This window comes from Shinella sp. GW821-FHT11G07 (assembly GCF_058808115.1).
Window position 1 is genome coordinate 21,621 of record NZ_JBXARJ010000009.1, and the last position, 20,052, is coordinate 41,672.

The 20,052-nt window shown below is 61.2% G+C and carries 21 protein-coding genes; 15 read left to right on the forward strand and 6 right to left on the reverse strand.

Features of this window, described 5'->3' with window-relative positions; all coding sequences use genetic code 11:
- Window positions 1–12: 12 nt before the first annotated feature.
- From hisC to AC1RT2_RS18085, 3 genes are all read right to left on the reverse strand, one after another.
- Complete coding sequence (gene hisC / locus AC1RT2_RS18075; protein ID WP_493104548.1) at window positions 13–1,113, reverse strand: histidinol-phosphate transaminase; 1,101 nt, start codon at window positions 1,111–1,113, stop codon at window positions 13–15.
- Between the two features lie 70 nt (window positions 1,114–1,183).
- The gene (locus AC1RT2_RS18080) at window positions 1,184–2,284 is read right to left on the reverse strand and encodes a 2Fe-2S iron-sulfur cluster-binding protein (protein WP_493104071.1); all 1,101 of its coding nucleotides are present in this window, start codon (window positions 2,282–2,284) and stop codon (window positions 1,184–1,186) included.
- 11 nt (window positions 2,285–2,295) lie between these two features.
- Window positions 2,296–3,342, reverse strand: a complete 1,047-nt coding sequence (locus AC1RT2_RS18085) for an aromatic ring-hydroxylating dioxygenase subunit alpha (protein WP_493104073.1) — start codon at window positions 3,340–3,342, stop codon at window positions 2,296–2,298.
- Window positions 3,343–3,465: 123 nt separating this feature from the next.
- Here AC1RT2_RS18085 and AC1RT2_RS18090 point away from each other — a divergent pair, with 123 nt between their 5' ends.
- The 4 genes from AC1RT2_RS18090 (at window position 3,466) to AC1RT2_RS18105 (ending at window position 7,118) form a co-directional block, all read left to right on the forward strand.
- On the forward strand, window positions 3,466–4,410 hold the full coding sequence (locus tag AC1RT2_RS18090; protein WP_493104075.1) for a LysR substrate-binding domain-containing protein: 945 nt from the start codon (window positions 3,466–3,468) through the stop codon (window positions 4,408–4,410).
- A gap of 358 nt (window positions 4,411–4,768) precedes the next feature.
- A complete protein-coding gene (locus tag AC1RT2_RS18095) occupies window positions 4,769–5,665 on the forward strand; it encodes a helix-turn-helix transcriptional regulator (protein ID WP_493104077.1) in 897 nt (298 codons plus the stop codon).
- Between the two features lie 63 nt (window positions 5,666–5,728).
- A complete protein-coding gene (locus AC1RT2_RS18100; protein WP_493104079.1) occupies window positions 5,729–6,133 on the forward strand; it encodes a limonene-1,2-epoxide hydrolase family protein in 405 nt (134 codons plus the stop codon).
- Between the two features lie 112 nt (window positions 6,134–6,245).
- Complete coding sequence (locus AC1RT2_RS18105) at window positions 6,246–7,118, forward strand: NmrA family NAD(P)-binding protein (protein ID WP_493104081.1); 873 nt, start codon at window positions 6,246–6,248, stop codon at window positions 7,116–7,118.
- Window positions 7,119–7,380: 262 nt separating this feature from the next.
- On the opposite strand, the gene AC1RT2_RS18110 is transcribed toward AC1RT2_RS18105, so the two are convergent.
- Window positions 7,381–8,061, reverse strand: a complete 681-nt coding sequence (locus tag AC1RT2_RS18110) for a GntR family transcriptional regulator (protein WP_493104083.1) — start codon at window positions 8,059–8,061, stop codon at window positions 7,381–7,383.
- A 101-nt stretch (window positions 8,062–8,162) separates the two neighbouring features.
- Between AC1RT2_RS18110 and AC1RT2_RS18115 the strand changes: the two genes are divergently transcribed.
- From AC1RT2_RS18115 to AC1RT2_RS18160, 10 genes are all read left to right on the forward strand, one after another.
- Window positions 8,163–8,762, forward strand: coding sequence for an amino acid synthesis family protein (locus AC1RT2_RS18115; protein WP_493104085.1), 600 nt, complete (start codon window positions 8,163–8,165; stop codon window positions 8,760–8,762).
- Window positions 8,737–9,528 carry an alpha/beta fold hydrolase gene (locus AC1RT2_RS18120; RefSeq protein WP_493104550.1) on the forward strand — a complete coding sequence of 264 codons (792 nt, stop codon included), beginning with the start codon at window positions 8,737–8,739 and terminating at the stop codon, window positions 9,526–9,528. The genes AC1RT2_RS18115 and AC1RT2_RS18120 overlap by 26 nt, the downstream gene beginning before the upstream one ends.
- 36 nt (window positions 9,529–9,564) lie before the next feature.
- Window positions 9,565–10,482, forward strand: a complete 918-nt coding sequence (locus tag AC1RT2_RS18125) for a flavin reductase (protein ID WP_493104087.1) — start codon at window positions 9,565–9,567, stop codon at window positions 10,480–10,482.
- A 3-nt stretch (window positions 10,483–10,485) separates the two neighbouring features.
- Window positions 10,486–11,523, forward strand: coding sequence for an LLM class flavin-dependent oxidoreductase (locus tag AC1RT2_RS18130; protein WP_493104089.1), 1,038 nt, complete (start codon window positions 10,486–10,488; stop codon window positions 11,521–11,523).
- Between the two features lie 7 nt (window positions 11,524–11,530).
- A complete protein-coding gene (locus AC1RT2_RS18135) occupies window positions 11,531–12,994 on the forward strand; it encodes an aldehyde dehydrogenase (protein ID WP_493104091.1) in 1,464 nt (487 codons plus the stop codon).
- Between the two features lie 5 nt (window positions 12,995–12,999).
- Window positions 13,000–13,329, forward strand: coding sequence for an NIPSNAP family protein (locus tag AC1RT2_RS18140; protein WP_493104552.1), 330 nt, complete (start codon window positions 13,000–13,002; stop codon window positions 13,327–13,329).
- Window positions 13,330–13,358: 29 nt separating this feature from the next.
- Window positions 13,359–14,369 (forward strand): ABC transporter substrate-binding protein, encoded by a 1,011-nt coding sequence (locus AC1RT2_RS18145; RefSeq protein WP_493104093.1) that lies wholly within the window; start codon window positions 13,359–13,361, stop codon window positions 14,367–14,369.
- Window positions 14,370–14,438: 69 nt separating this feature from the next.
- Complete coding sequence (locus tag AC1RT2_RS18150; protein WP_493104095.1) at window positions 14,439–15,290, forward strand: ABC transporter permease; 852 nt, start codon at window positions 14,439–14,441, stop codon at window positions 15,288–15,290.
- A 2-nt stretch (window positions 15,291–15,292) separates the two neighbouring features.
- Window positions 15,293–16,093, forward strand: coding sequence for an ABC transporter permease (locus AC1RT2_RS18155; protein WP_493104097.1), 801 nt, complete (start codon window positions 15,293–15,295; stop codon window positions 16,091–16,093).
- A complete protein-coding gene (locus AC1RT2_RS18160; protein ID WP_493104098.1) occupies window positions 16,090–17,166 on the forward strand; it encodes an ABC transporter ATP-binding protein in 1,077 nt (358 codons plus the stop codon). The genes AC1RT2_RS18155 and AC1RT2_RS18160 overlap by 4 nt, the downstream gene beginning before the upstream one ends.
- A gap of 805 nt (window positions 17,167–17,971) precedes the next feature.
- Here the strand turns inward: AC1RT2_RS18160 and AC1RT2_RS18165 are convergent.
- The gene (locus AC1RT2_RS18165; RefSeq protein ID WP_493104099.1) at window positions 17,972–18,580 is read right to left on the reverse strand and encodes a ferric reductase-like transmembrane domain-containing protein; all 609 of its coding nucleotides are present in this window, start codon (window positions 18,578–18,580) and stop codon (window positions 17,972–17,974) included.
- A gap of 10 nt (window positions 18,581–18,590) precedes the next feature.
- On the reverse strand, window positions 18,591–19,079 hold the full coding sequence (locus AC1RT2_RS18170) for a peptidase associated/transthyretin-like domain-containing protein (protein WP_493104100.1): 489 nt from the start codon (window positions 19,077–19,079) through the stop codon (window positions 18,591–18,593).
- 242 nt (window positions 19,080–19,321) lie between these two features.
- Between AC1RT2_RS18170 and AC1RT2_RS18175 the strand changes: the two genes are divergently transcribed.
- A complete protein-coding gene (locus AC1RT2_RS18175; RefSeq protein WP_493104101.1) occupies window positions 19,322–19,711 on the forward strand; it encodes a cupin domain-containing protein in 390 nt (129 codons plus the stop codon).
- The last annotated feature ends 341 nt before the right edge of the window (window positions 19,712–20,052 follow it).

Genomic DNA, 20,052 nt, shown 5'->3' on the forward strand with positions numbered 1-20,052 from the left:
TTCGATGGAGCGTCACTCCTTGGCGAGAGCGCGAAGCGCCTCGAGGAAGCGGTCGTTTTCGGAAGCGCTGCCGATCGTCACGCGGATGAAGGTTTCGTAGCCGGCTTCCTTCCATGGCTTGATGATGATCCCCTTCGACAGGAAGTGATCCAGGGCTGCCCGGCTGTCCCAGCCGACATCGATGAAGAGGAAGTTCGTCTGCGATCCGGCGACGCGAAAGCCGAGGGCCGCGACGATCCGGGAGACGCGCTGCCGTTCCTGCTTCAATGCGGCGACCGATGCGCGCATCCATGTTTCGTCCTCCAGCGCGGCAAGGGCGGCGGCCTGCGCAGCGGCATTGACGTTGAACGGTGTCTTGGCGGCGGTCATGGCGCGCGCCAGGCGCAGGTCCGACGTCACGGCATAGCCGGCACGCAGGCCGGCAAGCCCATAGGCCTTGGAAAAGGTCCGCAGCACCACCCAAGAGAGATCGGTCTCTGTGAGTGCGGCAAGTCCGTCGGGCACGTCGTCATCGGTGAACTCGAAATAGGCCTCGTCCAGCACGAGCAGCGTCTGTGGCGTAACCGCCGAGAGAATGCGATTGAGGCCGTCACGATCGAGCGCCGGCCCGACGGGATTGGACGGCGACGAGAGGAAGAAGATCGCCGGTTTGCGAGTAAGCATGGCCACGATCGCGGGGATGTCGAAATCGAGGTCCGCCCGCATGGCGACCTTCTCGACATGTGCGCCATTGGCAAGCGCCTCGATCTCGTGAAGGCCGAAGCCGGGACAGAGCGTTGCGACGGTGGCGCCGGGACGCAGGATGGCGCGGCACACCGCGGCGATCATTTCCTCCGAGCCGTTGCCGACGACGATGCGTTCCGCGGGAACGCCGAGCTTGTGACTGAGGGCCGTGCGCAGGCTCGTGCAGGCCGGATCGCAGTAACGCGCCGGATTGAGGCCGGCGAGGGCGGCGGCGACCTTCGGCGAGCAGCCGTCCGGGTTTTCGTTGCTGGCAAGGGCGGCGATGTCCTGCCGGCCGCTGTGCTTCTGCGCGGCGGCGATGTTCATGCCGGCATTGTAGGGCGGCAGTCCGGCGACATGCGGGTTGAGCGGAATTTCGTCTCGGAGCATTTTCGTCACGGGTTCTCCTTCGGGTGGCGAGGCACCCCCGGTTCAGGCCGCAGCCTCTTGTTCACAGTCGCTACAGGTCGAGCACGAGCGAGGATTTCGGCCGGGTACAGCACAGCAGCACCCGATCCTTTGGCACCACGTCGAGCGGCTCCTCGAAATAGTCGACCTCTCCGGAGACGAGGCCCTGTTCGCAGGTTCCGCAGACCCCCGCCCGACAGGAGAATTCCGGCTCGATGCCCTGCGCCTCCAGGAATGCGAGGATGGATTCACTTGTGCCGTCCCAGGCGAGCCTTCGCCCGGATTTCTGGAGAACGATATGAGGTCCGTCGCCTGCGGTGGAATGGTCGGTGGCGGGCGGCTTTACCGGTTGCGTTGTTGTCCGCGCGGCTTCCGTGAGAAGGCTTGCCGGGCCGAAGAATTCATAGGCGATGCGTTCCTTGCGGACGCCGAGGCCGGTAAGGATGCCATAGAGCGCCTGCATGAAGGGGGGCGGGCCGCACATGTAGATGTCGTAATCGTCGAGCGGCAGAAGCTGCTGGAGCGTGGCGCGCGTCAGGAACCCTTCCGAATGGCACCGCATCGCGTCGAGGTCGGCGCTTTCTGCGAAACGGTAGCAAAAATGCACAGTGACGCCGGGCCTGACGGTGGCGAGGTGTTCGACCTCGCCGCGCAGGGCATGGACGGCTCCGCTGTCGCAGGCGTGGATGAACCAGACGGGCCGGTTGCTTTCCCGCGCCAGCACATCGAGCATCGAGACCGTCGGCGTCAGTCCGACGCCACCCGAGAGCAGCACGACGGGCCGGCTGCTCGCCGCGTCGAGCTTGAAGGTGCCGCGCGGCAGGTCGATCTCTATAACGGCGCCGGGCTCGATCTCGTCATGCAGCCAGCACGAACTCACACCCGCTGGAACGTCCTGCGACGGTGCGACCTCACGCTTCACGGTGATCCGGTACGTGCCCTCCTCGCGCGGGGACGAGGAGACCGTATAGTTGCGCAGGATATGCCCACCCTTGCGGTCGGGAACCCGTATCGTGAGGAACTGTCCGGCCTCGAACGGCCGCCAGTGCTGCCGGTCGAGAGGGGCAAGTCGGAAAGACGTGATGGTGGTGCTTTCGCGCACCTTCGAAATCACTTCGAAGGGGCGGAAGCGCGAGGCCGCGGCGTCCAGCATTCGGGCGATCCTTACTCTGCTGCTGCGGTGGCAGGCCCGGCTTGCGCCTCGGCGGCGATCATCTGGGCGAGCTTGCGGCGGAAGCGCATCGGGCCAACGTCGATCTTCAGGTCGAGGTTCGGCGTCTGCATGTTCGCCATCCCGTGATGGACCGCTTCCAGCACGACGCGGTCCTCCTCGAAGGCGCCGCGCACGGATTTGGCGAAGCTCTCGGAAACCTTGGCGTCGTCTGGCGCGAAATTGCGCATCTGGAACCAGTAGTATTTGGTGCGGTTCTCATCGACCGGCGTCATGAAGTTGTAGCTGTCCATGAGGAAGGTGTTTTCCGGCAGCGCGCGGCCTTCGCCGCCCGTGTGGGCCGGTGCGAAGATCGCCTTGATGATGGCGTTGCTCGGATAGCGGACCTCATAGTGCTGCTTGCGGTCCGTATTGCCCTCGAACTGCAGGAAGGGGGAGTAAAAGGGCGCCGGTTCGGAGTCGATCATCCAACGCCAAACGGTGACACCGTCGTCCTTGACGGTCGTCTCCAGCGGCGTTTCCTCACAGGCGGAGCTTGCGAAGGACGACTGATGGACCCAGGCGACGTGGGACGGATCGAGCAGGTTGTCTGTCATGTAGAGGTAGTTGCAGTTGAGCGTCATCGACTCGCCGCGATTGATGCCCCAGGCCGGGTCGTCGAAATACTCGACCTCGAAAATGTCCTTCGGGTCCGCCTTGTCTGCTTCACCCATCCATATCCAGAGCAGGCCGTAGCGCTCGTGGACCGGGTAGGAACGCACCTTGGCGACATGGGGAATGCGCTCTGCACCCGGAACGCGCGTGCAGGTGCCCGAACAGTCGAAGGTCAGGCCGTGATAGCCGCATTCTACGTCGTCGCCCTTGATACGGCCCATGGAGAGCGGCAGCTTGCGATGGGGACAGGCATCCTCCAGCGCAGCCGCCCGGCCGTCCTGTCTGCGGTAAAGAACGATCTTTTCGCTGAGGATGGTGACGGGCTTCAGCTCGCGGCTTACCTCGTGATCCCAGGCCGCGACGTACCAGGCATTCTTGAGAAACATCTCGCTCTCCTTGCGTTTTGATAAGCGAATGTTCGTTGTTTTCCCCGCGCCAACAAGTTGCCAGCTTCTGCGTTCTATTTTAGAAAATCTAAATTGCGACGCCTTTGGGAGGATTGCGTAACGATGTCGAACCCGTCCTTGCGCGGCTTGCAGGCCTTTGAAGCCATTGGGCGATGCGGCTCGGTGAGCGCCGCGGCAGAAGACCTCGGCGTGTCGCCCGGGGCCGTCAGCCAGTTGGTACGCAATCTGGAGCGATGTCTTGGCTTGACGCTTCTGGAGCGGCGCGGCCGGCGGGTGGAATTATCGTCCTGGGGGCGTCTGTACTATCGCGAGGTTGCGAAGGGCTTTCGGCAGCTTTCCCATGCCGCCAACGTCCTGACACGCGCAAGAAACGAAAGCGGCATCGTGCTCAGCGCCCTGTCCTCGGTCGCCAGCCGGTGGGTCAGCCGCAAGATCTTCGATTGGCAGTCGCTCTGTCCGGGTTCCAACGTGCGCATCCTCGGCCAGGAGCAGGAGCCTCGGCTCGGCGAGGAGGAAGTGGATTTCCGGATCACTTACGGTCGGCGCTCCTACGCCCACGAACACGTGGCGGCCCTGTTCACCGATTGGGTCGTGCCGGTGTGTTCGCCCGCGCTCATTGCAAGCGGAGCCCCTGGCTGTCCGGAGGATATCCTCACGTTTCCCCTGCTCAATGTGGAGTGGGAAGCAGACTACAAGGCATCGCCACAATGGAAGGACTGGGCGAACCTCATCAACGCCGACGGCCGGCAGACGTTTTCCGGCCTATCCTTCACCCTCTCAAGCAGTGCCATCGACGCGGCTGCCAATGGTAGGGGGTTCGTTCTTGCACAGGTTTCCATGGTGCAGGATGAGATTGCCGCCGGCAGCCTGGTCGTGCCTTTCGATATCCGTATGAAGCTTTCCGAAAGCTACTATCTGGCCTGGGACAGGACTGCCCTCGAAAAGCCGTTCGGTCAGCGGTTCCACAAATGGCTGGTCGGAATTGCGCGGCAACAGGATCAGCAATCGGCGCCGGCGATTCCGATAACGGTCGCATCATTGCCTTAAAGCCCTCGCGTCGGCCGTTGAAGTGATCTGTGTTGTTGCCAGATAGAAGACGTTGCCGGCAACCGCCTTGGGCATCGTAGTTGTGCCAGGCCCCAATGGTTCTCAATCGGGCAAAGCAACCGCTACTCGTCCACCATCTGCCGTTTCATTGGGCGATACTCCTCGTCGTCCATTCGAGCGCACGCCAGCTACCGTGGTTGTCAGGATCATTGGCAGGGGCTGGCCACCGGGCGACCGGCGAAGTAGGATCTCCCATTGATAGGCGCGATCTCGCTCGGCAGCTTTCAATAAGCGTCCCGAGATCCGATGACTGAGGAGTTGTGCGCCGCAAAAGTGGAAAGCCGAGTCCAACCAGACCATGACAACTTACCCAGCACAGCCTTCACCCAGAATCCTGTTGACCAGTGCCGGAAGGGACTGGTCCGGGTTCAATGCCGATTTCGTGCATATTCCCCGCGGGTTGTCGCATGTACCGGGTAGTAAACTGCACAGTCTGGGCATGCACTTCGGTCCGCCCGTCAAGGCCGATTGCTCGATCGGCGGCCGGCGCATGCGCCGCGTACAGAAGCCGGGCGATATCGACATCGTTCCGGCTGGTATGTACGGTTCGTGGGAGGACGATGCCGACTGCCAGATCCTGCGATTGAGCCTCCACCCTTCGCTGCTCAATCAGGTTGCCGAGGATCTGGGCCGTGACGCCAGCAAGATCGAGCTGCTCCCGAGCTTTCAAGTTCGTGACGCTCGCATCGAGGGAATTGGCCGGGCCGTGAAGGCAGACCTAGAGGCGGACACCCCATCTGATCCACTCTTCATCGAGCTTCTCGCCAACGCCTTGGCCGTCCGGCTGATCGAGACCGCGAACGGCGGTTTCACAGCGCCGGAGAATCGTGGCGAACCGAAACTGTCGGAGCGCCAGCTACGGGTGCTGACGGATTTCATCGAGACCAATCTTGATCAAAAGCTCCACCTTGCGGACCTCGCAATGGTTGCAGGTGTCAGCGTCACTCGCCTGAAGACCCTGTTTCGCAACAGCACCGGCGGACCAGTGCACCAGTATGTAATCAACCGTCGCGTTGAATATGCGCGCGCGTTGATGGCAACGACGACGATGCCCGCGAGTGAGATCGCACTCGCTGCCGGGTTCGCTCATCAAAGTCATATGGCCTCCACGATGCGCCGCCTCCTCGGCCAGACTCCCGGCGAGATCGTTCGACAGGCGAGCGAATTCCGACCGAATCTGCAAAGAACGGCCTGAACCTGAGCGACCGGTTCTGCTCGGCTCCATACTCCTAGCGCGTCTTCAGCAAGGAAATGGCCCATGTCTGCAACCACACACGAGACGGCGCTCGTTCGAGAGTTCTTTGACGCCACTGTCGCGACCCCCGACGGTTTCTGGAGTTCCTTCGACGCTTATTTCGGTGAGACGACGATCTGGGAAAACGTCGGCGTCGCTAGGACCGTCGGGCCGAAGGAGGGCGCGGCTTTCGCTCGCGCTTTTCTAGTGCAGTTTCATCACATGCGGATCGAAGATCTCGTTCTGTCCGGCATCGGCCACCCAGTCTATGCCGAGCGGCTCGATCATTTCTGTGCACACGACGGTAAGATCATCCTGACGGTCCGCGCGCTCGGTGTCCTGGAGATCGAGTGCGCGAAGGTCCTGCGTTGGCGTGACTACTTCGACACGGCGGGCTTCGCGGCGGCCGTCAGGCAGCAGGCCACTTAGGGCCCAGACAACTTCGAACAAGCTCGAAACCAACGCGCTTGGTGGCGACGTTTCTCAGGCAGGCTCTCTGCCGGGGGCTTCACCGCTGCGCGTCACGAACAAGGAAATGAACATGTTTACAATTGTCGGAGCCACCGGGAAGGTCGGCTATTCAACATCTTTGGCGCTGCGTAAGGCGGGCGTGCCGGTCAGGGCGGTCCTGCGCGACGAGTCAAAGGCAGGCCCGCTGCGCGAAATCGGATGCGATATCGCAATTGCCGATCTTCAGGACTCCGCCGCGCTCGCCTGGGCGGTCGCGAACGCGGACGCCGTGCAAGTCATCCTCCCGCCGGGCGGCGTCGGAGAAATGCGCCGTTCGATCGAAAGTCTGGTTGAGGCGCTGAAGCGGGCGTGTCCGAAGCGCGTGCTGGCAATTTCCGACTATGGCGCCCACGTCCGCGAAGACATCGGAATGCCCACCATGTTCCGCATTTTCGAGGAGCGCCTTCGTCAACTTGAAATGCCCAAGGTGTTCTTGCGATCCGCGGAACACATGCAAGGCTGGGGCCTCGTCATTCCGGTGGCGGTAACGGCCGGCGTTCTGCCGAGCTTTCACGACCCGGTCGACATGGAGTTTCCAACGATCTCAGCGTCGGACCTTGGTCTGATTGCCGCCGATCTGCTGCTACATCCAAACGCGGGTGCAGAACTGCAAATCGTTCACGCCGAAGGGCCGCGTCGGTACAGTGCCAACGATGTGGCCGCGGCGCTTAGCCAGTTGCTGGGCCGCACCGTTACCGCGCAGGTGGTTCCTCGATCACAATGGCAGGAAAATTTCGAGCGCTTCCTGAGCGAGAGTGCCGCGAAGCTTCTGGTCGATCTTTATGACGCTCACAACAAGGGTGAGCTCGTTGACATCGAGCCCAGCGGTGACGTTCGGTACGGCACCACTTCTCTGATCGACGCGCTTCGGCCGTTCATCCCCGCTGCGGTCGACGCCGATTGATGCCTTCCCACTGTTGAAGCCAACAGCCTGGAGTGAGTGGATGGCTGTTTCGGGGTCACGTCACATCGATGCTGGCGCCGGCTTGAAGGTCGGCTTTCGGCAATCCTCGCCTTGAAGCTGCCTATCTGCTGTCAGCGCCCAACCAACCACTCCGGAGAGCCAAGTAACCGCCCGAACTGCGAAGTCTGATGCGGATACAAAGCTGAAGAACAGGGGCGTCAGTTCATATCCTTTCAAGGCGCTAATTTAAGGCATCCCAACGTCAAGCTAGTATTGTTTTGGCGATTGCAGCCGCGGCTCCGACATGTTTTCGGCAGGCGGATGCTGCCGCATCAGGGTTGTTCGCCTCGATCGCTGCGAAAATCTCCCTTATCTGCGATGGCCCCGATGCCATGCGGTTCGATGTCGATAATGTCATGACGCGCAAGCGCGAGATACGGCTGTTCAGTCGGCTGACGATTTCCCAGGCAATGTTGTTGCCGCCAGCTTCGAAAACGACCTTGTAGAATTCGGTCGTGGCATCAAGCACGCCGACAGGGGAGTTCTGCTTCGATGTCCGCTCCAATTCGTTCATTGCTTTGCGCAGTTTAGCCTTGACCTCAGGCCCGGCGACCCTTGCGCAATCGGCAACGGCCGTCGATTCCAGCGCCGCGCGGATCTCATAGATCTGCCGGGCGTCATCCCAGTTGAGCGTTGCAACGATCGGGCCCTGCTTTGCCAGCATTTCGACGAGGCCCTCGGCCTCGAGATGGCGGATAACTTCCCGGATGACGGATCGGGACACGCCGAGCTGGTCGCACAGCGTTCGTTCAACGAGGCGTTCGCCCGGCTCAAACAGGCCGCCGATGATGGCGCGACGCATACGGTCGAGCGCGATTTCCCGAAGTGTTGCGGGCGGGGTTTCGATGCGGAGGGCTGCAAGGTTTTCCAGGCTCTTTGTCATGTTCTCATTCATAGCTGCAAAAAAACTTTCAGACAATGGGTTGACACTTTGTCTGATGGTATACCAAAGTATGAGCAGATTAAAGACAGGAGGATGCCTCAGTGACGCTGGTCCGAAAAACGCTGCTTCATGTGGAAACGACATTCGTGGAGGGCGGCAAGGAAGCGTCCAAGCCGCTCAAGCTGATCGCCGCGATGGCCGTCGTGAAAAACCCCTGGGCGGGCCGTGGATTCGTTGAGGACCTGAAGCCGGAGATTCATGCCGTCGCTCCCATTCTCGGCGAGCTTCTGACCAAGATGATCATCGATGAAGCCGGCTCCGGCGACGTTGTTGAAGCCTATGGCAAGTCGGCGGTCGTTGGTCTCGATGGTGAAGTCGAGCACGCCTCCGCCCTGATCCACACGCTTCGTTTCGGCAATCACTATCGCAGCGCGGTTGGTGCGAAGTCCTACCTCGCGTTCTGCAACACGCGCGGTCCGGCGAACGCTCCCATCATGATCCCGCTGATGGACAAGAACGACGAAGGGCGTCGCTCGCATTACCTGACCATTCAATGCGCGATCCCGGATGCGCCTGCCGCGGACGAGATCGTCGTCGCACTTGGTGCTTCCATTGGCGGCCGCCCGCATCATCGCATTGGCGACCGGTACCAGGACCTCAAGGAGCTGGGCCACGATGTTGCAAACCCTGCCGCGGTGTAAGACGTCGTCAGGCGCAGCCTATCTGGAACGGGGTGAGGGCCGTGAGACCCTCGTTCTCATCCACGGCGTCGGCATGCGCATCGAGGCATGGCAGCCGCAGATCGATCAACTGGCGGACCGTTTTCGTGTGATCGCGGTCGATCTCCCCGGTCACGGCTTTTCGGAGGCACTGGAAGGTGCTCCTGATTTGCCTCTCTATGTCGGATGGTTTCGGCGCTTTCTGGAGGAAGTGGCAGGGGAGCCGGTGAATGTCGCGGGCCACTCGATGGGAGCGTTGATTGCAAGCGGCATTGTTGCGACGGCGCCAGCGATGGTCCGGCGTGTAGCGCTTTTGAACGGCGTGCATCGTCGCGGAACCGATGCGCGCACAGCCGTGGCGGCGCGGGCGCGCGAAATCAGCTCCGGCGCGTTCGACCGGGTGGCGCCACTTTCGCGCTGGTTCCATGCGGATGAAGAGAGCACCGAAGCCTATGCACTTGTGCGCGATCTGCTGCAGGCCGTCGATCCGGCCGGCTATGCTGCGGCTTACGCCGCCTTTGCCAGCGGAGACGCCGTTTATGCGGACTGTTGGCCCCAGGTTGAACGCCCGTCGCTTTTCCTGACCGGCGATGGAGACATGAATTCGACCGCCGCCATGGCGCGGGACATGGCCGCCGCAGCTCGCCGAGGACGCGCCGTGGTGATCGAGGGACACCGTCATATGGTGAACCTGACAGCGCCCAATGCGGTGAACCGCGCGCTTGCTGATTGGCTGGCAACGAGCTGAAACACTCGGTCCTCAGGGGCTATGGAGGAGATTATGATGTCAGATGCGAGAGCCCTGCGTGATGCCTTCGGCGCATTCCTGACCGGCGTCACAGTCGTCACGACGGTTGATGATGCGGGCGCGCCAATCGGTTTCACCGCCAACAGCTTCACGAGTGTTTCCCTCGACCCGCCGCTGCTTCTCGTCTGCCTGGCGAAAACCTCGCGTAACTATGCAACGCTCACCCAAGCCAAGGGTTTTGGCGTCAATATCCTGTCGGAAGGGCAGAAGGACGTTTCCAATACGTTTGCCCGGCCGGTCGAAGACCGGTTTGCTGCGGTCGATTGGCGACCAGGGCCGTATGGCTCGCCCGTCTTTGCTGATGTCGCCGCCTGGTTTGACTGTGCAACGCACGACGTCGTCGATGCGGGTGATCATGTGATCTTGATCGGGCGGGTCAAGGCTTTCGACAACAGCGGAAAGACCGGGCTCGGCTATGCCCGTGGCGGTTACTTCACACCGGCCCTTGCTGAAAGGAGCCTGCTTGCCTCGGCCGAAAGCCTGCTTCTCGGCGCGGTCGCCGTGCGGAACAGTGAAATCCTGTTGGTCGAGGACGGCAAGGGGGGCTGGACGCTGCCCTTCGTCGAAAAGGCCGAGGGCGACGGGATGGAAGCTCTCGAGGATCACATCGCGGAGACAGCGGGGCTAACGCTTACGACGGGCCTTCTCTATTCCGTCTATGAAGACACCACGACAGGACGGCAGCATGTCGTTTATCGCGGCGAATTGGGAGAAGGCACGCCGCAGAGCGGCAGGTTTTTCCCGGTACAGGCCCCGCCGCTGGCCGAGATCGCCGACAGCGCGGTGCGCGATATCGTCAAGCGGTACGGGGCGGAATGCACGCTCGGCAATTTCGGCGTCTACTTCGGAAATCAGGAAAAAGGCCGCGTGCACGCCGTGGCCGCAAAGGGGTAAGCCATGAAATTTTCCCTGTTCGTTCACATGGAGCGGCTGGATGCCAGCCAGAACCACCAGGAGCTCTACGAGGAATTCATCGCGCTGTGCGAGATCGCGGACAAGGGCGGCATGCATGCCATCTGGACCGGCGAGCACCACGGTATGGACTTCACCATCGCGCCGAACCCCTTCGTCAACATTGCCGACCTCGCGCGCCGTACGAAAAATGTGCGCCTCGGCACGGGCACGGTGATCGCGCCTTTCTGGCATCCGATCAAGCTTGCGGGCGAAGCGGCGATGACCGACATCATTACCGGCGGACGCCTCGATATCGGCGTGGCGCGTGGCGCTTACAGCTTCGAGTACGAACGTCTTCTACCCGGTCTTGACCCATGGGGTGCCGGCCAGCGAATGCGCGAGCTGATCCCGGCCGTGAAGGGTCTTTGGACCGGCGACTACGCCCATGACGGCGAGTTCTGGAATTTTCCGAGGACGACCTCGGCGCCGAAGCCGGTGCAACAGCCGCATCCGCCGATCTGGGTCGCGGCACGCGATCCGAACAGCCATGAATTCGCCGTCGCGAACGGCTGCAATGTGCAGTGCACGCCGCTTGCCAATGGCGAGGCAGAAATCGCGAGCCTCATGGAGCGTTTCAACGCAGCCTGCGAGAAAGCCTCGGACATGCCGCGGTCGAAGATCATGCTGCTCCAACACACCTATGTCGGTTCCGACGAGGTCGACATCGCAAGGGCCGCGAAGGAGATCAGCACCTACTACAATTACTTCTTCGCCTGGTTCAAAAACGAGCGGCCGATCGACCAGGGCCTCATCGAGCGCCTTTCCGAGGAAGAGCTTGCTGCCAATCCCAACCTGGCGCCGCAAAAGATGCGTGAAAACATGCCGATCGGCACAGCGGAAGAGGTGATCGGGCGCCTGAAGGTCTACGAAGACCTCGGCTACGACGAATATTCCTTCTGGATCGACACAGGCATGAGCTTCGAGCGCAAGAAGGCCTCGCTCGAACGCTTCATCGCCGATGTCATGCCGGCATTCCAGTGAGGGCGCCATGCAGAGCTTCCAGCAATACATAGACGGAACCTTCGAAGACGGTACTGCGCGGTTCGACTCTGTCGATCCGGCGACCGGCGTTGTCTGGGCAGCCATGGCCGAAGCGCGGGAAGATGACGTCGATCGCGCCGTGCAGGCCGCGCAGCGCGCGCTCTGGACCGGCGCATGGCAGGCCATGACAGCGACAGCGCGCGGCAAACTGCTCTATCGCCTTGCCGATCTCGTCCAGGCAAACGCGCAGAAGCTCGCCGAACTCGAAACCCGCGATACCGGCAAGATCATCCGTGAGACGTCGGCGCAAATAGCCTACGTCGCGGACTACTACCGCTACTATGCCGGACTTGCCGACAAGATCGAGGGTGCGACGCTCGCCATCGACAAGTCGGACATGGATGTCTGGACGCGGCGCGAGCCGATCGGTGTCGTGGCGGCGATCGTGCCGTGGAACAGCCAGCTTTTCCTTTCGGCGGTGAAGATCGGCCCTGCGCTTGCCGCCGGCTGCACGCTGGTCGTCAAGGCGTCGGAGGAAGGCCCCGCACCGCTGCTCGAATTCGCCCGGCTGGTCCACGAGGCGGGTTTTCCGCCCGGCGTCGTCAATTTCCTGACCGGCTTCGGACCGACCTGCGGCAGTGCGCTGACCCGTCATCCCGGTATCGACCACATCGCCTTCACCGGCGGTCCGGCGACGGCCGCGGCCGTGGTGCGCAACTCGGCGGAGAACCTTGCGACGACATCGCTGGAACTCGGGGGCAAGTCGCCCTTCATCGTGTTTGCCGACTGCGATCTTGATAGCGCGGCCAACGCGCAAGTCGCCGGGATTTTTGCCGCGACAGGGCAGAGCTGCGTGGCTGGTTCCCGCCTCATCGTCGAGGTGTCGGTGAAAGACCAGTTTCTGGCCATACTGAAAACCAAGGCGGAGGCCATCCGTATCGGCTCGCCGCTGGATATGGCGACGGAAGTCGGCCCACTCTGCACCAAGCGCCAACGGGATCATATCGAGACGGTTGTTGCTGCCTCGCTCGCAGCAGGCGCGACGCTTGTCACCGGCGGCCGGGCAGGCGAAGGGAATGGCTTTTACTACACACCCACCATCCTCGATTGCGACGGCGTTTCCGCGGCCTCCGTGGAAACAGAACTCTTTGGGCCGGTGCTGTCCGTTCTCTCCTTCACCACGGAAGAGGAAGCGGTACGGCTGGCGAACGCGACGCCCTACGGGCTTGCCTCGGGTGTCTTCACGCCCAACCTCGCCCGCGCTCACCGTATGATCAAGCGTATCCGCGCCGGCATCGTGTGGGTCAACACCTACCGCGCCGTTTCACCGATCGCACCGTTCGGCGGATACGGCCAGTCGGGACAGGGGCGCGAGGGGGGCCTTGCCGCGGCACTCGACTACACCAAGACGAAGACCGTGTGGCTCCGGACATCGGACGATCCGATCCCCGATCCCTTTGTGATGCGGTGACCGGGATGTTTGTCGAGATCCGCACTTACAGGCTGAAGAACGGCGGCATTCCTGAATACCTCAAGGTTGTCGGCGAAACTGGCATCGCGATCCAGAAAAAACACCTCGGTAACCTCGTCGGCTATTTCTCCTCGGAGATCGGGCCGATCAACGAGATCGTCCATATCTGGAGCTTCGCGAGCCTCGACGATCGGCAGGCCCGCCGCGCGCGCCTTGCGGCCGACCACGACTGGCAGGCCTTCCTGCCAAGGATCCGCGATCTGATTGTCACTGCGGACAACAAGATTATGGCGCCGGCGGCGTTTTCGCCGATTGGCGGAACGACGCAGGCCTGAACACTCACAAACAATAAGGAAAAGGGAACATGAAACACAAAATCGCTCTGGCGCTTCTCTCCGCCTCTTTCTGCGTTTCGAGCAGCGTGGCCGCCCAGGACATGGTTTTCACCAGCTGGGGTGGAACCACGCAGGATGCCCAGAAAACCTATTGGGCCGACCCCTTCACCGCGGAGAAAAACGTCGCCGTCACGCAGGACGGCCCGACGGACTACGGTAAGATCAAGGCCATGGTCGAAGCGGGCAATGTGACCTGGGACGTCGTTGACGTCGAGGGTGATTACGCCGTTCAGGCCGGCAATGCCGGTCTTCTCGAAAAGCTCGACTTCTCCATCATCGACAAGAGCAAGCTCGATCCGCGCTTCGTCACGGACTACTCGGTCGGCAGCTTTTATTATTCCTTCGTGATCGGGTGCAACAAGGACGCTGTCGAAGCCTGCCCGAAGACCTGGGCCGACCTGTTCGACACTCAGAAATTCCCCGGCAAACGTACGTTCTACAAGTGGTCCGCGCCGGGCGTGATCGAGGCGGCGCTGCTTGCCGACGGCGTTTCCGCCGACAAGCTTTACCCGCTCGATCTCGACCGCGCCTTCAAGAAGCTGGACACGATCAAGGCCGAGATCGTCTGGTGGGATAGCGGCGCCCAGTCGCAGCAGCTCTTAGCCTCTGCCGAGGCCCCGTTCGGCTCGTTCTGGAACGGCCGCTTGACGGCACTCGCCGAAACCGGCGTCACGGTGGAGACGTCATGGACGAACAACATTACCGCCGCCGACTCGCTCGTCGTGCCCAAGGGCGTGAAAAACAAGGAGGCGGCAATGAAATTCATCGCGCAGGCCACGAGTGACTCCGCACAAGCTCAGTTCGCTACTGCGACGGGTTATGCGCCTGTGAATCTCGACTCCAGCACGCTGATGGACGCCGAACTGCGGAACTCGCTCCCGGACATGCAGGCGGAGAGCCAGGTCAATGCCGACATGAGCTACTGGGCGGCGCACCGCGACGAGATCGGCACGCGCTGGTACGCCTGGCAGGCGAAGTAACGCTGCCTCCCAAGACGATGGCGGGTCGGCTTCGGCCGGTCCGCCTCCTGAGACACTGGATGATCGATCATGGCTGTTACGGTAGCGACGAGCGCCGGCAAATCAAAACGTGAGGGCACACTCGGCTATCTTCTGCCGGCATTACTGCTCATCGCCCTTTTCTTCGTCGTACCGGTGCTAATGCTGTTGATGCGCAGCGTGCTCGAACCGGAAGTGGGCCTGCAGAATTACGAGGCCCTGCTGGGTTCGACAACCTACCTGCGCGTCTTCCTGAACACCTTCATGGTGGCCGGCGTCGTCACGCTCGTCGCCATCGTCATCGGCTATCCCGTCGCCTGGCTGCTCGCTATCATGCCGGAGAAATGGTCGCGCATCGTGCTGGCGATCATCATCCTGTCGATGTGGACGAACCTGCTTGCCCGCACCTATGCCTGGATGGTGCTGCTCCAGCGCACCGGCGTCATCAACAAGACGCTGATGGGCCTCGGTCTGATCGACACGCCGCTGGCGCTTGTCAACAATCTCGTCGGCGTCACCATCGGCATGACCTATATCATGCTGCCTTTCGTCATCCTGCCGTTGATGGGCGTCATCCGTACCATCGATCCGGCAATCCTGCGCGCCGCCGCGCTGTGTGGCGCGGGCAAGATGCAGTGTTTCTGGCGCGTGCTGCTGCCGCTGTCGCTGCCCGGCATTGCCGCCGGCGCCTTGATGGTCTTCGTCATGTCGCTCGGCTATTTCGTGACGCCCGCGCTGCTGGGCGGTACATCCAATATGATGCTCGCCGAACTCGTCGCGCAGTTCGTCCAGTCGCTGGTCAATTGGGGTATGGGCGGTGCGGCAGCTCTCGTGCTGCTTGTTGTCACGCTTGCGCTCTATGCCGTCCAGCTTCGCTATTTCAATCCGGCACGGGGGAAGTAGTCATGCTGCTCGACTTCGATAAACTCGGTGGCCTCAGGACTTGTCTCATCGCGCTCGTGGTGGTGGTCTGTGTCTTTCTCATCCTGCCTATCGTCTTCATCGCCGCGCTGTCGTTCGGGTCATCGCAATGGCTGATCTTCCCCCCGCCATCCTGGACCTTCAAATGGTACCAGGACCTCTTCGCCGATCCGCGCTGGCTCTATTCGGCGTTGACCAGCCTGAAGATTGCGGCAATCGTCACCGTGCTCTCCGTCGTCATCGGCTTTCTTGCCGCTCTCGGCCTCGACCGGGGTCGCTTCGTCGGCCGGGATCTATTGCGCGCCCTGTTCCTGACGCCGATGATTCTGCCCGTCGTCGTTCTTGCTGTCGCGCTGTACGCCCTGTTTTTGAAATTCGGCCTTGCCGGCACGACCATCGCGTTCGTCATCGCGCACCTGCTAATCGCGTTGCCGTTTTCGATCATCTCGATCGGCAACGCGCTTGAGGGCTTCGATCGCTCGATCGAGGACGCGGCCATCCTGTGCGGCGCAAATCCCTGGGAGGCGCGGCTGCGTGTGACGGTTCCGGCCATCAGTCACGGCATCTTCGGCGCGGCCGTTTTCTCTTTCCTCGCCTCCTGGGACGAGGTGGTGCTGGCGATCTTCATGGCAAGCCCGACGCTGCAGACCCTGCCGGTCAAAATCTGGACGACGTTGCGGCAGGATCTGACACCGGTCATCGCCGCCGCCTCCACACTGCTCATTGCCTTCACGATCCTCCTGATGATCGTCGCGGCACTCTTCCGCAAGGGACGAAAAGCATGACCAAGCCCTTTCTCAGCATCCGCGGTATCCGCAAATCCTATGGCTCGGTGACCGCTGTCAAGAATGTCAGCATGGATATCGCTGAGGGAGAGTTCATGACCTTCCTCGGACCATCAGGGTCCGGCAAGTCGACGACGCTCTACATCCTCGCCGGCTTTCAAGATCCTACCGGCGGCGATATCCTGCTGAAGGGGCAGAGCCTGCTGTCGACCCCGTCGCACAAGCGCAATATTGGCATGGTATTCCAGCGTTACACGCTGTTTCCCCATCTGACGGTCGGTGAGAACGTCGCGTTTCCGCTGCGCATCCGCCGCCGCCCGCAGGCCGAGATCGCCGAGCGGGTAAAAGCTGCGCTGAAGCTCGTCCGCCTCGAAGGTTTCGAGGACCGCAAGCCAGCGCTGATGTCCGGTGGCCAGCAGCAACGCGTGGCGCTCGCCCGCGCACTCGTCTACAATCCGCCGGTGTTGTTGATGGACGAGCCGCTCTCGGCCCTCGACAAGAAGCTGCGCGAAGAAATCCAATTCGAGATCCGTCGCATTCACCAGGAGACGGGCGTCACCATCCTCTACGTCACGCACGACCAGGAGGAGGCATTGCGGTTGTCGGATCGCATCGCCGTGTTCAGCCAGGGCGAGATCGACCAGATCGGGACCGGCCCGGAACTCTATTCCAACCCGGCCACCCGCTTCGTTGCAGGGTTCATCGGCGACAGCAATTTCCTCGACGCAACCGTCGTTGCAAGGGAAGGCGGCAAGGCAAAACTTTCGCTCGGCGATGGAGCTATGGTCGAAGGCGTGCCGTTGCATGGTCCATCGGCCGCAAACGGCAAGGCATCGCTGATGTTGCGCCCGGAACGCCTGTCGCTGTCACGCGCCTCGGTCCCCTCGGGCATTGCCGTGACGGTGCGGGATATCACGTTCCTCGGCAACAATATCGAAGTTAGCACCGCAACCGCAGCCGGCGTCGATCTCGCTGTACGCCTGCCGTTTGGCCATGAGGCGATTTCGAGTCTCGCGCGCGGCGAAGAGGTGTGGCTGACCTTCGATACGGCATCCGCGCACGCCTTCGCCTGACCTCCAATCTGTGCTGGGGTCCCGATCGTAGTTGGGGAATGGCTTGGCTGCGATAATGCGGGCAAGACGGTTGACATTCCCAACCTATTCACGGGCGATTGGACCGCGGCGCTTCCGCATATGAATCGGGTATCGGCTAATTCAGAACTCCAATTCTAACAGGGCGAATGAATAAGCAGATAGTTTTGATGCTGCCTATTCACTTGGACACCTTGGCGCGATGGGGAGAATGATAGAAAGTTATACGATTGGCTAGAATGGAGTATCTGCACATGAGCCTCAATGTGACAGACCCTGAAGCGCATCGCCTCGCTCAGGCATCGTCCATGTGACTGGGCAGAGTATGAGCGGTGTCGTGCCTTCTTCCGCCGTGCAGCGATCGACATCGAGTAGTGACCGTCGAGTAGGGCCAGATGGCCCGACAGACATTCCTCGATTTCGGGAAGGCAGACACTAGACTGAATTTCGGTGACTGCTTTCCCTACACTCTCGCGAAGGATTTCGGCGAACTACTGCTGTTCAAGGGCAACGATTTCACCGAGACGGACATCCATTCGGCTGCATTTCTTACAAGATTTTCCTCTGTTGTCATCGCGCCATCGATATACGACTAGACAGTGATTTCAACGCGTTGAGTATTCGATACAACCTGCGAACCACATTCTACAACGGCTTCGCACCAGCAGCGGACGATCATCGTTTGCCAAGTGGCGAGCTAGTCACTTACAACGGGCAGTCGGGGCAGTCGGGGCAGTCGGAAAAGAAAACCAACTCTGAACGCAAGGTGTTCTTAGAGCCCAGACGCTCACATCCTGTCCGGGGGGCGCAGCCTTCGGCGTAGCCAGGGGGCTGCGGCCGCCGCTAGGGTTGCGATCATGGCGAGACCGCACAGCACGGTCTTTGATACCGGCTCCATCGTACCTTCGATTAACATGGCGTGGGCCGCGCCGCCAAGCACGGCGATGGTGACGAGGCTCTTGTGACCGACGCGCCAGATCACCGGCGAAAGGCGACGTCGGAGGGCGGAGAGCAACGCGGCTGCGAACAGCGCCCACATTGCGATAACGCCCCAGACTGAAAACGGCGTTGGCGAGCGCAAAAGCAGCGCGTCGACTATGTCGGGAGGGCTGGTAATCCACAGGCCCGCGACGTGTACGACGACTGCAGCGACCAGGATGACGCCGACCCAACGGTGGGCAAGACGGCCACGCAGCAGGTTCAGGCCGGGTAGCCAACCGCCCGCAAGCAATGGTTGCACGAGCGTAAGGCAAAGCGCAACGACGCCCGCGAAGCCGGCAGCAACATAGACAGGATCGCGCCACGCCAGATATTCACTCGTCGCGGCAAAAATGAGCGGCACGAGAAGCGCCAGCGCCGTGCAGATCCAGATGAGCAGCGCGCGGGCCTTCTCCATCGAGCTCCAATCAGGCCCGCTGGAGCACGAAATGTGCCTGGAGGCTGGTATCCTTCGCACTCGACAGCAAGGGACGAAGGAATACGGTTTCGTACTCACCGCTGTCATAGACGAGGTGTGCATGCGCTTGACCGAGTGCGGGCACGATTTGGGGCATTTCGAGCCGGAACTCACCGTTAGCGTCGGTCAGCGTAGCACCATGGCTGCGCTGGTCGCGCTCGCTGCCTTCGGTCGTATGGGCCCACATCTGGATGCGCTGGCCCGGCAGCGGGACACCATCGCCAGCGAGGCGCACTGTACCCGATATCAAAAAACCGCCGCCGCCGATTCGCTCGACGATTTCAGCGCCGGGGATGTAGTTATTGGAACCTCCCCGCATGGACGGCGTCGCAGGAAGTGCAGAAGCCCGGGCAGGCATAGCAAGGCCAACAATCCCCGTTACCGCAAAGGCGGCACCAGCGGCAATGAACCTTCGGCGCTCGAAACAGGTTTCAGACATCCCGATATCCTTTGAAAAATCCGGTACTGACTTCTCTTCAAATGTATCACTTTTACGCCCTCTGACCAACCGAGGCAGCCGACGAATGGACTGCACGGTTCCGTGATGAGAGCCGGACCAAGCGATATTGCCAAGCTATGATCGACTATCGACCGAGGTTGAATTTGTACTATTGCGATCTGCTTTGTCGGATCGAGCATCAGTCGGACGTCATTGGAAGCCAACAAGAAGGACCATCTATTATGACGCGTTATGATTTTGACCCCGATACTGTTCGTCCGGATGGTCGTTCCGGATCGCAGATGAGGCTCTTCGACCCTGTTGTCGAGGGGCCATGGAGAGGTTCGATTGCAGGCTCGGACCTGAACGGTCCGGTCACCGTGTTGGCTTATGGCAACGATGAAATCGGAGCTGGCCCGCGCCTACACGTTCATCCCTATGACGAGACTTTCATCGTCGTGGAAGGTCGAGCACGATTTTATATCGGTGATAGTGTTTTTGATGCATCGGCCGGAGACGTCCTTCTAGGTCCAGCAGGCGTTCCGCACTGGTTCGAGAATCTCGGGCCGGGCCGGCTCCAGACGATTGATATCCATCATTCGCGTCAGTGGATACAAACTGATCTCGACTAGAGGCTCCCGATTCCCGATCCGTGAACGCAGCCTCAAGCATTACATCCACCGCGCGCCGCACCGGAGTGGGCGCTACCGGCCGCGGATCGTCGATTCAACAGACCCATCATGAAGGCGTGTGGTAGGTCAGCGCTTGCGGCAATGCCACCTGGTTTGCATGAATGCGACGAAAACACATGCCACGATTGCCCTCTGAAGTTGCGAGCGGTATTCACTCGGGCTTGCATCACGTTCCCGCGGAGAGTGATGGCAAAGACGCAAGCGCTTCGGAATCCGACTGCAAAGCGATGTCTCTTTATCAGGATCGCGCTGGCAGCGGCTGTGTTTTGCGGCCTTGACGT

What these genes read in the sequence shown, in the direction of transcription:
- AC1RT2_RS18170 (WP_493104100.1), bottom strand. Translation starts at nt 19,079, where the DNA reads ATGTCTGAAACCTGTTTCGAGCGCCGAAGGTTCATTGCCGCTGGTGCC.
- AC1RT2_RS18110 (WP_493104083.1), bottom strand. Translation starts at nt 8,061, where the DNA reads ATGACAAAGAGCCTGGAAAACCTTGCAGCCCTCCGCATCGAAACCCCG.
- AC1RT2_RS18145 (WP_493104093.1), top strand. Translation starts at nt 13,359, where the DNA reads ATGAAACACAAAATCGCTCTGGCGCTTCTCTCCGCCTCTTTCTGCGTT.
- AC1RT2_RS18100 (WP_493104079.1), top strand. Translation starts at nt 5,729, where the DNA reads ATGTCTGCAACCACACACGAGACGGCGCTCGTTCGAGAGTTCTTTGAC.
- AC1RT2_RS18140 (WP_493104552.1), top strand. Translation starts at nt 13,000, where the DNA reads ATGTTTGTCGAGATCCGCACTTACAGGCTGAAGAACGGCGGCATTCCT.
- AC1RT2_RS18150 (WP_493104095.1), top strand. Translation starts at nt 14,439, where the DNA reads ATGGCTGTTACGGTAGCGACGAGCGCCGGCAAATCAAAACGTGAGGGC.
- AC1RT2_RS18090 (WP_493104075.1), top strand. Translation starts at nt 3,466, where the DNA reads ATGTCGAACCCGTCCTTGCGCGGCTTGCAGGCCTTTGAAGCCATTGGG.
- AC1RT2_RS18175 (WP_493104101.1), top strand. Translation starts at nt 19,322, where the DNA reads ATGACGCGTTATGATTTTGACCCCGATACTGTTCGTCCGGATGGTCGT.
- AC1RT2_RS18085 (WP_493104073.1), bottom strand. Translation starts at nt 3,342, where the DNA reads ATGTTTCTCAAGAATGCCTGGTACGTCGCGGCCTGGGATCACGAGGTA.
- AC1RT2_RS18165 (WP_493104099.1), bottom strand. Translation starts at nt 18,580, where the DNA reads ATGGAGAAGGCCCGCGCGCTGCTCATCTGGATCTGCACGGCGCTGGCG.
- AC1RT2_RS18125 (WP_493104087.1), top strand. Translation starts at nt 9,565, where the DNA reads ATGTCAGATGCGAGAGCCCTGCGTGATGCCTTCGGCGCATTCCTGACC.
- AC1RT2_RS18095 (WP_493104077.1), top strand. Translation starts at nt 4,769, where the DNA reads ATGACAACTTACCCAGCACAGCCTTCACCCAGAATCCTGTTGACCAGT.
- AC1RT2_RS18160 (WP_493104098.1), top strand. Translation starts at nt 16,090, where the DNA reads ATGACCAAGCCCTTTCTCAGCATCCGCGGTATCCGCAAATCCTATGGC.
- hisC (WP_493104548.1), bottom strand. Translation starts at nt 1,113, where the DNA reads ATGCTCCGAGACGAAATTCCGCTCAACCCGCATGTCGCCGGACTGCCG.
- AC1RT2_RS18120 (WP_493104550.1), top strand. Translation starts at nt 8,737, where the DNA reads ATGTTGCAAACCCTGCCGCGGTGTAAGACGTCGTCAGGCGCAGCCTAT.
- AC1RT2_RS18105 (WP_493104081.1), top strand. Translation starts at nt 6,246, where the DNA reads ATGTTTACAATTGTCGGAGCCACCGGGAAGGTCGGCTATTCAACATCT.
- AC1RT2_RS18135 (WP_493104091.1), top strand. Translation starts at nt 11,531, where the DNA reads ATGCAGAGCTTCCAGCAATACATAGACGGAACCTTCGAAGACGGTACT.
- AC1RT2_RS18155 (WP_493104097.1), top strand. Translation starts at nt 15,293, where the DNA reads ATGCTGCTCGACTTCGATAAACTCGGTGGCCTCAGGACTTGTCTCATC.
- AC1RT2_RS18130 (WP_493104089.1), top strand. Translation starts at nt 10,486, where the DNA reads ATGAAATTTTCCCTGTTCGTTCACATGGAGCGGCTGGATGCCAGCCAG.
- AC1RT2_RS18080 (WP_493104071.1), bottom strand. Translation starts at nt 2,284, where the DNA reads ATGCTGGACGCCGCGGCCTCGCGCTTCCGCCCCTTCGAAGTGATTTCG.